General features: G+C 70.3%; 6 protein-coding genes and 1 pseudogene. 3 read left to right on the forward strand and 4 right to left on the reverse strand.

Features of this window, described 5'->3' with window-relative positions; all coding sequences use genetic code 11:
* Positions 1-242 (reverse strand): annotated as a pseudogene (locus QZ588_RS16710) (cobalt ECF transporter T component CbiQ); the annotation flags it as partial.
* On the reverse strand, positions 239-982 hold the full coding sequence (locus tag QZ588_RS16715) for a hypothetical protein (RefSeq protein WP_295544087.1): 744 nt from the start codon (positions 980-982) through the stop codon (positions 239-241). The pseudogene QZ588_RS16710 and the gene QZ588_RS16715, both read right to left, overlap by 4 nt.
* A gap of 346 nt (positions 983-1328) precedes the next feature.
* On the opposite strand from QZ588_RS16715, the gene QZ588_RS16720 reads away from it, so the two are divergent.
* On the forward strand, positions 1329-1892 hold the full coding sequence (locus QZ588_RS16720; protein WP_295544089.1) for a winged helix-turn-helix domain-containing protein: 564 nt from the start codon (positions 1329-1331) through the stop codon (positions 1890-1892).
* Positions 1893-2605: 713 nt separating this feature from the next.
* Positions 2606-9073 carry an autotransporter outer membrane beta-barrel domain-containing protein gene (locus tag QZ588_RS16725; protein ID WP_295544091.1) on the forward strand — a complete coding sequence of 2156 codons (6468 nt, stop codon included), beginning with the start codon at positions 2606-2608 and terminating at the stop codon, positions 9071-9073.
* Positions 9074-9163: 90 nt separating this feature from the next.
* Here the strand turns inward: QZ588_RS16725 and cbiM are convergent, their stop codons facing one another.
* Entirely contained in the window at positions 9164-9784 is a 621-nt protein-coding gene (gene cbiM, locus QZ588_RS16730) for a cobalt transporter CbiM (RefSeq protein WP_295544092.1), read from the reverse strand.
* Between the two features lie 10 nt (positions 9785-9794).
* Positions 9795-10598, reverse strand: a complete 804-nt coding sequence (locus QZ588_RS16735; RefSeq protein ID WP_295544093.1) for a DUF4198 domain-containing protein — start codon at positions 10596-10598, stop codon at positions 9795-9797.
* A 204-nt stretch (positions 10599-10802) separates the two neighbouring features.
* On the opposite strand from QZ588_RS16735, the gene QZ588_RS16740 reads away from it, so the two are divergent.
* Positions 10803-11275 (forward strand): DUF3782 domain-containing protein (locus QZ588_RS16740; RefSeq protein ID WP_295544095.1); only part of this gene is annotated, 473 nt, incomplete at its 3' end.

The raw sequence follows: 11275 nt of genomic DNA on the forward strand, positions 1-11275 counted from the left end.
GTCGCCAGCAGCACCAGCATCAGCCCCTCCAGCGCCGCGAGCCGCACCAGCGCATCCCGCCCGCGCAGGCCGCCGAGCGTCGCCGCCACCAAGGCCAAGCCGAGGGCGAGTGCGGCGGCGGCGAGGGTTTGCAGGCTGACCACCACAAGCGCAAAGAGCACCGTGACCACCACCAGCAGGCGCGGGTCGTAGCGCGCGAGCCGATCTCCGTCGCGGGCAGCGAGCACCGGCGCGCCCGTCATCGACCCGAGCGCCCACGCCGGCAGCGCCACCAGAGCCCGAGCCCGGCGAGCCCCAGGATATAGCCGAGGCCCCCCAGTACGTCCCGCAGTTGCACCGCCTCGCGGGCGGCTTGCGCCTCCTCCCGCAGCGGGCGCACCTGGCGGGCGACGGCGCGCTCGATGGCGGCGGTCAACGCCGGGTTCAGGGTCGGTCCGGCAGGGGTGCCATGCTGCGCTCCCGCCGGCGGCGCAGCGCCCGCGGCGGCGGCGTCCGCTGCGGCTGCGGCTGCGGCTGCGGCTGCGGCTGCGGCTGCGGCTGCGGGCTGAGCAGGGTTGCCGGACGCCCCCGCCGTCTCGAAAGCCCCGGCGAGCGCCTCGGCGCCGATGCGCCACTGCGCCCGATGACCGTCCGGGGTCCGGGCGATGATCCGGTGCGCCACCGGCGCCGCCGCCTGGTAAGCAAAGCCCCCGGCGGCTCCCGTGCGCAGTTCCGCCAGCGTCTCGCCGTCCGCGTTCTGAATCAGGACCGGCACATCGGCCGCCTTACCGCCGCCGGCGAAGTAGACCTCGCCTTCGATGCGTCGGCCGTCGGCGGCGGCGAAGAGGTTGAGCTTGTGCGCCAGGGCCGTCTGCGCCGTCACCGCGAGGGCGAGCGCGAGCAGACCCGGCGCAGCGCAGCGCCGACGATGCAGCGGCGGCCGCCGGGCACAGGTCGCTGCCGCCGGTGCCCCGAGCCGATCGTCCTCGCCGTCCAATCTCATGCTTCGCCCGCTGCTTGAGCCCAACCACCAGTATGAATTCCGTCGCGGTGATCATACAACCCGCGGCCGATCAGGCGGATGGGGCCGGTGTTGTCGGGTGGGTCGGCACGCGATGGTGGAGACCCCGATGCTGTAATAGGCACTTTGCCTTATCGTAAGCCGACGGGCAGCCGCCGGGATGTCACACTGGCCAGCGTCGGTATCGGCATAGGCGCCGCCTGCCCACGGCCGCGACCGGCGGCACTTGCTGACCGCCCCCGCCCGAATGCCGTCGGGGACGCACAGCTGCGCTCGCCCATCCCACCGAGTCCACGGCGGATCATCGCCGTCGCAGCAGGCGCAGGACATGACCGACCCGAGCCAAAACCTGCTCAAGCTTTTCGCCCTCGGCATGACCAAGCTCAGCTACGGTTGCCTGAGCATCGTCCACAAGCACCTCGGCCAGGATCTGGAGCTCGGCCTTGTCGCCTTCGCCGTAGTGCTGCGCACGCGGCGGGACTGGTTCGACCACATCGCCCGACACGGCTGGCAGGACGGGACCTTCGCCGAGCTGGAACGTCATCCGGTGTACACGACATCCATCTACGAGCTTGCCCGGTTCACCGGCGTGGATCGTGCAACGGTGCGCCGCAAGCTCCAGAAGCTCACCGACATGGGCTTGGTGGAGCGCCGCGCCGATCAGCGCTGGCACCTGCTGGACTTCCACACCGACGGCCGCCCCTCCCCGGCGCTGGATCTGCTGCGGGAGCTGTTCGGCAACTACCGCGCCGTGAGCGAACAGCTTGAGCAGCTGCCGCCGGCGGCGCTCGACGGGCTCCACCGCCATGGCGCGCCCGAGCGTGCCCCCAAGGCATTGAGCCGGGAGGAGTGCGACGAGAAGCAGCGCAAGGGATACCTCGCGCGGGACTGAGCCATGCCGATCAGCCAGCGTCCGGCACCTGCGGCGCGGCGCCCCTTTCCGTCAGGTGCACGCCAAGCTCTTTGCGCTGCCGGGCGCTGCTGGTCAGTCCAACCAGCGGCACGGCCCTGGCTTCCACGCGCCGGCGTCGGACCCAAGGCGGACGCTCTGCGCCGCGGGCTCATTGGCTTGGCATGGTCGGAGGACCTTGATCATCACTCCGACCACCTTCTCTGCTGACTGCGCAGCAAGGCCGTCCTGATCTGACACCCTCAGGGCTGGAAGCCCTGACGATGCAGGGTATGCCGGCGCATGGACGGCGTCGTGGTCAAGGCTCGTCGACGTGATGAGCCAGGCCCGCTGCTGCGGCCATGCCATCGCCAGCGCCATTCAAGATCTCTTTACAACTGTTAACACCCACAACCATTGCCGGTTCAGGCTGCACAGGTTCAGGTTGACCGCTTTCGGCCCGGCCGTCCATCGGTTAGCGTAGCGCCCGCGCCGGACGCAGCGGCAATCGCTGCACACCTGACGCATTCAACAGCTCCCTGCCATCGCGCTGATCGTGACGACCAATGGCAAGCGCGGGGTCATGAGCGCGGGCTGCCCGAATGCGGTCGCGGTCGCAGGCGCCGCCCGCCCACTGCCCCCCGCGGGCGCCCGCGCCGCCGGCACGAACAGACATATCCACACACGAACAGACATATCGACAGAGGCCTTTGCCCATGCCGAATCCGAACCGACTTCGCACCGCCATTACCCGTGCCATCGCCGAGCGGCGCGCGCGCCGAGGTCGCGCCGTCGCCAAGGTGGTCACCCTGGGCGCGCTTTCGCTGATGGAGCCGGTGATGGTTGCCGCGCGGGATGTGCCGGACTGGTGCGGCGGTTTGAATTGTGCGCTGAGCGATGCTCCCAACACTCCCATCGATTTCGAGGCGAAGCTGGATGCAAAAGATCTCTTATTCCTCAATCGGGGCAAGACGGCTGCTTCGGCAACCGTCAAAGTATCGGCCGATCACGATGAGGGTGCGACCTTCCATTACCAGTCGCAGTCCGATCTGGATGACATCGGCAGTGACAGCGAGAATGCACCGATCAAGCTTGAGGTCGAGGGTAATGTAGCCTTCGACGCAGACCTCGACAGCGGCACCTGGAATGCTCCAGCAGGCCAGGATTCGGTCTTCGTCTACTATAACCATGACGATAAAGGCGACTACCCAACAGCGCCCTCTATCGCCCTTGGGGGGGCAAAGCTGACCGGTCCCTGGGGAGACCTCGATCGCTCCGGGCTCCATATCCGCCTGAATTCAGATAAATTCAGCGGCCCGCCGGCGCAAGCGTCAATCGATATCGACGCGGGCGCCTACATCACAGGCGATGCGTCCTTCAGCGGCGCAAAAAAAGGCGAGAAAGACGCCGCACTGAAAGTGCTGATGAACGAGGACAACGACCACGTCTTCACCGACGACGACAAAGAGGGCATCGGCGCCCTTGTCACCGTGGATGGCGATGCGACGCTCCAGGGCCCCGCCGGTGTTATCGTCCAGAACTTCGGCGGCGAGCAGGGCGTCAGCTTCAGCCAGTCCGCCACCAACAAGAGCAGCAGTCACGGCATTTTCGGTCTCGCCGAGATCTATGGCAGGCCGACAGTCTACGTCGGCAACATCAGCGGCGTCCGCGACAAGGACCACCCCAACGAGACCAAGGCCAAGGCCGGCTCCGTCACCGCCGAGCTGTCCGGTCGTATCGTGAACTTGAAGTCGAGCAGCCCGCGGGAGAGCCCGGGCGTGGTTATCCAGTCCATCGGCGGCATGGGCACCGAGGCCCCGAAGGACGGCTACTACCATGTCGGCGACGACGCCCAGGGCGGCGGCGGCGATGTCACGGTCACGGCCGGCAGCCCCGGCACCTATTCGACCATCGAGACCAAAGGCCCCAACTCCTTCGGCGTGCTGGTACAGAGCATCGGCGGCGGCGGCGGCTTCCTGCCCTATGCCGGCGATGCCGCGAAAGTGATCGGCACCAGCGGCGAGACCAACGCCAGCGCCGGCGGCACCGTGACCGTCAAGGACTTCCACAACAGCATCACCACCGGCGCCGACGGCTCCCCGGGGATGATCGTCCACAGCATCGGCGGCGGCGGCGGCAAGGCAGCGGGTAATGTGCCGGACGGCACCCAAGACGCCTTCGCCGGCGGCAGCGGCGACCACAGCGGCGACGCCGGCGGTGCCGGCGGCACCGTCTCCGTGGACCTCAGCAACAGCATCACCACCACGGGCATAGACTCCGCCGGGCTGCACGTGCAGAGCATCGGCGGCGGCGGCGGCGCCGGTCACAATGCCGCCGGCGTGGGCTATGCCGTGGGCGGCGCCGGTGGCGGCGGCGGCGACGGCGGCAATATCACCGTCAAGCTGGAGTCCGACGCCAAGGTCACCACCGGCAACGACTATGCCTATGGCGCCGTGGCGCAGAGCGTCGGCGGCGGCGGCGGCCACGGCGGCTCCGCGCATGCCTTTGGCGTCGGCCTGGTGGGTGTCGCCGTCGCCCAGGGTGGCCGCGGCGGCGAGGGCGGCCATGGCGGCAGCATCACGGCCACCAACGAAGGCAGCATCGTCACCGGCGCGCCGGGCACCGCGACCCAAGACAATCCCCAGTACGGCAAGTACGGCGGCAAGCACGGTGTCCCTGGCCAGCATGCGGTGGGTCTGCTCGGCCAGAGCGTCGGCGGCGGCGGCGGCAGCGGCGGTGCGGCCAACGCCTTTTCCGCAGGGCTGGTCGCCATCTCCGTGGCCACCGGCGGCAACGCCGGCAAGGGCGGCCACGGCGGCGATGTGACCCTGACCAACAACGGCAGTCTGGTCACCCACGGCCCGGATGCGTTCGGCATGCTCGGCCACAGTGTCGGCGGCGGCGGCGGCCATGGCGGTGCCGCCACGGCCCGGGCCATTGCCCTGGCCGTTCCGGACCCCTTCGATCCCAAGGTCTCCTTCGGGCTGCATGTGGATGTCGCCGTCGGCGGCAGCGGCGGCGACGGCGGCGACGGCGGCACGGTAAGCCTCTCGCAGGGCGGCACCCTCACCACCCACGGCACCGGTGCCCACGGCATGGTGGGCCACAGCGTCGGCGGCGGCGGCGGCCATGGCGGGGATTCCACCGCCGCCGGCATCATGGCCGCCATTCCCGGCAGCGAGGTCATCGGCGGTCAGCTCAATCTCAGCATCGGCGGCAAGGGCGGCACCGGCGGCAAGGGCGAAACCGTCACGTTGGCCAACCACGGCACCCTCACCACCACGGGCGACCACGCCGCCGGCATCCTCGGCCAGAGCATCGGCGGCGGCGGCGGTGTCGGCGGCGTCGGCGATGCCAGCAACGAGGGCTACTTCGTCACCGGCAAGCTGAACGCCACCTTCAGCATGGCCATTGGCGGCGGCGGCGGCAACGCCCACGACGGCGGCCGGGTCTCGGTGATCAATACCCGGAACGGTGAGGCTTCTCTGACCAGCATCAGCACCTCGGGTCGCGCCGCCGAGGCCCTGCACGCCCAGAGCATCGGCGGCGGCGGCGGTCGCGGCGGCGGCGGTGCCGTGGACTCCGGCAGCGGCTTCGTCAACCTCGGCTTCGGCATCGGCGGCTACGGCAGCGGCGGCGGCGACGGCGGCCCGGTGTTGGTCAACAACAACGGCAGCCTCAGCACCGCGGCGAACGGCGCCGACGCCATCCGCGCCCAGTCCATCGGCGGCGGCGGCGGCGCCGGCGGCTCCGCCGGCAGCACCGTGGACGGCGCGCCGCTGCCCGGCGGCGCCGGCGGCACGGGACTCACGGAGGTCGAGAAGAAGTTCAACATCGGCATCGCCGTCGGCGGCCGCGGCGCCGGCGGCGGCGACGGCGGCGACGTGACCGTCAACAACGAGTTGGACCTCTGGGGCGACGGCGGCAGCATCAGCACCCAGGGCCACGCCGCCGACGGCATCTTCGCCCAGTCCGTGGGCGGCGGCGGCGGCGTCGGCGGCACCGGCAGCATCGGCACCGAGAACGAGCCCAAGGCCCTGTCGTTCTCCCTGGACCTTGGTTTCGGCGGCAAGGGCGGCGGCGGCGGCCACGGCGGCACGGTCAGCGTCACCAACACCGGCAGCATCGAGACCCACGGTCACCACGCCGTCGCGGTGCACGCCCAGTCCATCGGCGGCGGCGGCGGCAAGGGCGGCACCGCCGGTGCCGAGAATCCGCTGGATGACCCGAACGAGATGTTCAGCGGTCTTGGTGCGTGGAAGTGGTCCAAGGGCTGGACCTTCGGCCTGGAGATCACCGAGGGTGGCGCCGGCGGCAACGGCGGCAACGGCGGTGACGTGAGCCTGTCCAACAGCGGCAGCCTCACCACCCACGGCGACCATGCCCCGGCGGTGCTGCTGCACAGCATCGGCGGCGGCGGCGGGCGCGGCTACACCACCAACAAGGTCGCCGCCGACACGGACAACATCCCCATCTACATCGGCGCCCGCCAGGTGGGCGAAGGCACCAATGGCCAGGAGGGCAGCGCCGGCAAGGTGACCGTGACCGGCGGCGGCAAGATCAGCACCGCGGGCCACAACGCCGTCGGCGTCATGGCCCACAATGCCGCCGCCGGCGGTGCGCTGTTGCTGCTCGACGGCGACCAGGCGGATCGCTTTCCGGCCTACCTCGCCGGTGTCTCCCCGTCGGTCAATGGGGTGCGTCTCAATACCGAGTCCGATGAGGTGCGCGTCGACCTCAGCAAGGGCAGCATCACCACCACCGGCGACGGCGCCAGCGCCGTGCTCGCCCAGAGCGTCGGCGGCAGCGGCGGCATCGTCGGCGACCTGAGCCGGGTACATCCAGAGGCCGATGCGGGGGATATCGACGTGGTCGAGAATCCCTACACATATCGGCTCCCCAGTGACATCAAGGCCACCATGAACTGGCCGACGATGTGGTCGGCTGGCTCAAGCGTGGCAGCACCAGGCGGTCCACACAGGGGGATACTTGTGCCGACTGGCTGGGCATCAGCCGACGCCGCCAGCGGCACCAGCGGCCCGGTCCGGGTGTACCTGGAGGGCTACAAGATCCAGACCCAGGGCACCGCCGCCCACGGCATCCTCGCCCAGACCGTCGGCGGCAGCGGCGGGCTCTTCGCCTCGGGGCCGAACGGCGGGCTCGGCTATCTCAATGCCGACAGCGGTGGTTTCGCGCGCGCCCCCGACATCCGGCTCACCGACACCACCATCACCACCAGCGGCCAAAACGCGGCCGGCGTCTTCGCCATGGCCCTGGGCGACAAAAAGGCGTTCGATGGCGTCTACATGGACCACCACCTCATCAACTCCAGCATCACCACCAGCGGCGAGCAGGCGGTGGGCTACGCCATGATGTCGTCCATCATGGACGGCAGCCTGTCCCTCACCAAGGGCGCGAGCATCAAGACGATTAACGGTCTCGCCGCCGGCGTGCGCTTCGACGGGCGCGGTGGCAACCCCAGCTGGACGCTGAGCCTGGATGCGACCTCGTCCATCAGCGCCACCGGCGCTGACAGTTATGCCGTCGAGAAGCTCGGCGGCGGCACCGCCACCGTCAACAACAACGGCAAGATCACCGGCAGCCTGAAAGGCGTCACCACCTTCAACAACCACGGCACCCATGTCACCGGCGCGGAGCTCGACGCCGGCACCATGCTGCATGCCGCGCCCAACGCCGCCGCCGACGCCCGCCTGGAGATCCACGGCGTCGGGCGCTACGGCACCACGGACCTCAAGGGCACGGACATCCACTTCGCCGGCAACCCCGCCGACGCCGACGGCGGCCGCGCCGTCGTACACATGGACCTGGACTATGCCACCGGCGAGCACGACCGCGTGGTCAACCCGGGGCGCATCACCGGTGCCGACGGCGCCGCGGTGCTGGTGATGAACGCCCGCAACATGCTGCCCCAGCACAAGGACAAGACCTTCACGCTGTGGGAGGGCGGCGCCGCCGCGGACTATGCCCGCATCTTCTCCACGCCGGAGGACTTCGGCGCCGTCTACAACGCCCTGGACTACGGCTCGCTCAGGGTCTCGCTGGCGGCGGACTTCGGCTTCGAGCGCCGCGGCGGGCTCGCCGCACAGGACCTCACCGCCACCCAGCACGCCCTGGGGCAGCACCTTCAGCACGTCTGGGACCACGGCCACGATGCCGAGTACGCCCGCCTTGAGCCGGTGTTCACGGATCTGGCCACGCTGGAGACGGCCGCGGACTATGCACGCACACTCGCCAACATCGACAGCGCCGCGCTGCCCGCGGTGCTGCCGGTGAACCTGGAAGCGAACCGCGAGTTCACGGACCGGCTCATGGACTGCCCGGATGCGGCGTCCGCGTGCCTGTGGGGCCACGCCGGCGGCGGCCGGCGCTGGTACGACCACGGCGAGCGCTGGGAGACGCTCAGCGCCTCCTTCGAGGACGTGCAGGCCGGCGGCTTCCGCCGTCTGGGCGAGCACTGGTCGCTCGGCGCGGCGCTCGGCTATACCAACAGCCGGCTCGACAGCGGCAACGACCGCGAGCGCGTGGACGCCGACACCCTGAACCTGGGCCTCGCCGCCCGCTATCGCGCCGGCGCGCTCTCCATCGGCGCCGGCCTGAGCTGGAGCCATCACTGGAACGATGCCTCGCGCACGGTGCTGCCCGCCTCCGGCCCGCGGCGGGCATCCGCGGACTTCGACACCAGCGTCACCACCCTGCGCACGGACCTCCGGTATCGCCTCGGCGTCGGCGACGGCTGGCAGCTGGCCCCGGCGCTGGCGGTGAGCGCCTCGCGGCTGGCGCTGGACGATTTCCAGGAGTCCGGCGCCGGCGCCTATGACCTGGCGGTGGCCGGCGACGACCAGTGGATTGCCACCGTCGCCCCGTCGCTGACGCTGCGCCGCGACCTCACCCTGGACAACGGCACCATGGTCAAGCCCTGGCTCAGGCTGGGCGCCGCCGGACGCTCCGACGACAGCGCACCGGTGGACCTGCGCTTGGCCGGCGCCGGCGGCGGCCACGCGACGGAAGTCAGCCAGCCGGTGCCCGACTGGCTGGTGACCGCGGACGCGGGCCTGACCATCCATCAGGAGGAGCGCTGGGCCATCGACGCGCAGATCCAGACCGCCAGCAGCGACGACTACCAGGACATCAGCGGTCAATTGCAGCTGCGCATGCGCTTCTAGCGGATCACGCCGCAGCAGGCGGCGGGCACCGCCCCCTGCCGGCCCGCCGGCACCGCAGTGCGGCGCCGGGCCGGCCCGGGAGGCTGCCGGTCAGGTGATGGATCGGGCCGGCGCCGGCAGCATCTCCGGCGCCACCCGCCGCAGAAAGGCCAGCACCGTGCCGGTCACCAGCGCCTCCACCGCCGCCAGCGGCACATAGATGAGCACCACGGCCCTGGCCGCCGGCAGGAAGGGCTCGCCGCTCAGGCCCAGGCTCAGAGCCACCAGCAGCGCCGTCAGCAGCACACCGCCGGCGCCGGCCGCGGCGCCGATGCCGAGCACCGCGCGCGGGCCTGCCCGCGGCAGCAGCGGACGCAGCGCCCACGCGCACAGCAGCGCCGGCAGGGCGATGTTCAGGGTGTTGACGCCGAGGACGACGATCCCGCCGTAGCCGAAGAAGGCGGCCTGGAGCACCAGGGCCACGAACAGCGCCGGTACCGCCGTCCAGCCCAGCAGGATGCCCATGAGGCCGTTCAGCAGCAGATGCACGCTGCTCGGCCCCAACGGGATGCTGATCAGCGAGGACACGAAGAAGGCCGCCGCCAGCACCGCCGCCTGCGGTAGGGCCTCCCAGTCCAGCCGGCGCAGCGCGATGGCGAGCAGCCCCGCCGACGCCGCGGCGCCCGTCAGCAGCACCGGCGCGCTCAGGACGCCGTCGGGGATGTGGGCCATGGGCGCAGTGTCACATATCGCGGGCGCGCACCCAGATCAGCGCGCCCTCTTCCACCGGCACGTCTTCGCCGTCTGGATTCTGCATGGGCTCATCCCCTTCGATGAGCGCCGCGAAGCCCCACCAGCCGGCCCGGGGCATGGCGTAGCTGAACACGCCGTTGGCGTCGGCCTTCAGCACCTGGGTGACGAAGGGCGCCGCCGGCGGCTCGACGCTGCCGTCGTTGTGCCATTCCACCTCCACCTCGGCGAAGGGGACGGGCTCACCGGCCTTCTTGACCACGCCGGTGAAGACATTGCCGGCCCAGAGGCCGTAGGGGCGGGTCAGGGGCTCGATCTCCACCGGCAGGCCGACCATGCGGTCCCAGCCGGTTTCAGCGCCATAGGCATCGACAACGGTCTTGGTGTAGTGGACGATCATCACGCCCTCCGCCGGCTCCCAATAGGGCGCGGGCTCCACGTAGAAGATATAGCCGCCCGGCCCCGGCACCTTGTAGCTTGCCCGGTAGGCGGCCTTGCCGTCCACCTGCGTCGGCTCAAGCGCCGCTTTGAGATCCTGCCTGCCGTCCGCCGTCAGCACCCCGAAGGCCGCGGGCTCGCCCATGGCCATGGCCGGCCCCTGCGCCATCGGATGCGTGAAGGTGAGCGCCATGGACAGCTCGCCGCCGGTGTCGGCATCAACAATCTCCGTGGACGGGATCAGCTCCTGGAAGTGGGCCGTCGCCGCCGGCGGAACCGCAAGCAGCGGAGTCAGCAGCAGCGCAGACAGGGCGGCTTGGCGGGCGCGCCGTGCCGTCTTGGGGCAGAGGTCTGACATCGGGGTCTCCTTCGGTTCGGTGAGGTTGGTGCGGCCGGTCGAGTCAGCGCGCTGCAGTCACAGACGCTGCACAGCATGATATGAGGATTGACAAAAAGATCATACCGAGCCGATACAGGCTGCCGCAAGCGGCGCAGGGACGCGCTAGAGTACGTGGGTGCGCCCGCAAGTCCACGTTGACAGCGTTCCTTAAGGACTGACGCCATGACCGCCGAAGACATCAAAGCCAAACTGCGATCCGAGCTGCCGGCACTGCTTCAGCAGGACGCCGATTTCAGGGCCTGGCTCGAAGACCTGATTCGCCGCACGGCGGTGAGTCCCGAGCACTTCAATGCCCACTTCGACCGAGTGCTGCGGGAGCTGGCGGCGGACCGAGAAGAGCAGGCGCGCAAGTGGGACGAGCAGACCAGCGAGTGGCGCGAGCAGAACCGCAAGTGGGACGAGCACAGCCGCCAGTGGGACGAGCAGAACCGCAAGTGGCAGGAGCAGAGCCGCCAGTGGGACGAGCAGAACCGCAAGTGGCACGAGCAGCAGCGGTTCAACGAAAAGCTGCTGGATCAGCTCACACAGGCCCGCATCCGCCAAGAGCAGGCCATCGGCGCGCTGGGGGCGCGCTGGGGCCTGGCCTCCGAGGCCAGCTTCCGCGCCGCGCTGAAGGGCATCCTGGAGGAGTCCTT

The organism is uncultured Thiohalocapsa sp., assembly GCF_913062725.1.
In the GTDB taxonomy this organism is placed as follows: Bacteria; Pseudomonadota; Gammaproteobacteria; order Chromatiales; family Chromatiaceae; genus Thiohalocapsa.

Bases quoted from the DNA above. Each gene is read 5' to 3' on its own strand.
- QZ588_RS16715 (WP_295544087.1), bottom strand. From the start codon at position 982: ATGAGATTGGACGGCGAGGACGATCGGCTCGGGGCACCGGCGGCAGCG.
- QZ588_RS16720 (WP_295544089.1), top strand. From the start codon at position 1,329: ATGACCGACCCGAGCCAAAACCTGCTCAAGCTTTTCGCCCTCGGCATG.
- QZ588_RS16725 (WP_295544091.1), top strand. From the start codon at position 2,606: ATGCCGAATCCGAACCGACTTCGCACCGCCATTACCCGTGCCATCGCC.
- cbiM (WP_295544092.1), bottom strand. From the start codon at position 9,784: ATGGCCCACATCCCCGACGGCGTCCTGAGCGCGCCGGTGCTGCTGACG.
- QZ588_RS16735 (WP_295544093.1), bottom strand. From the start codon at position 10,598: ATGTCAGACCTCTGCCCCAAGACGGCACGGCGCGCCCGCCAAGCCGCC.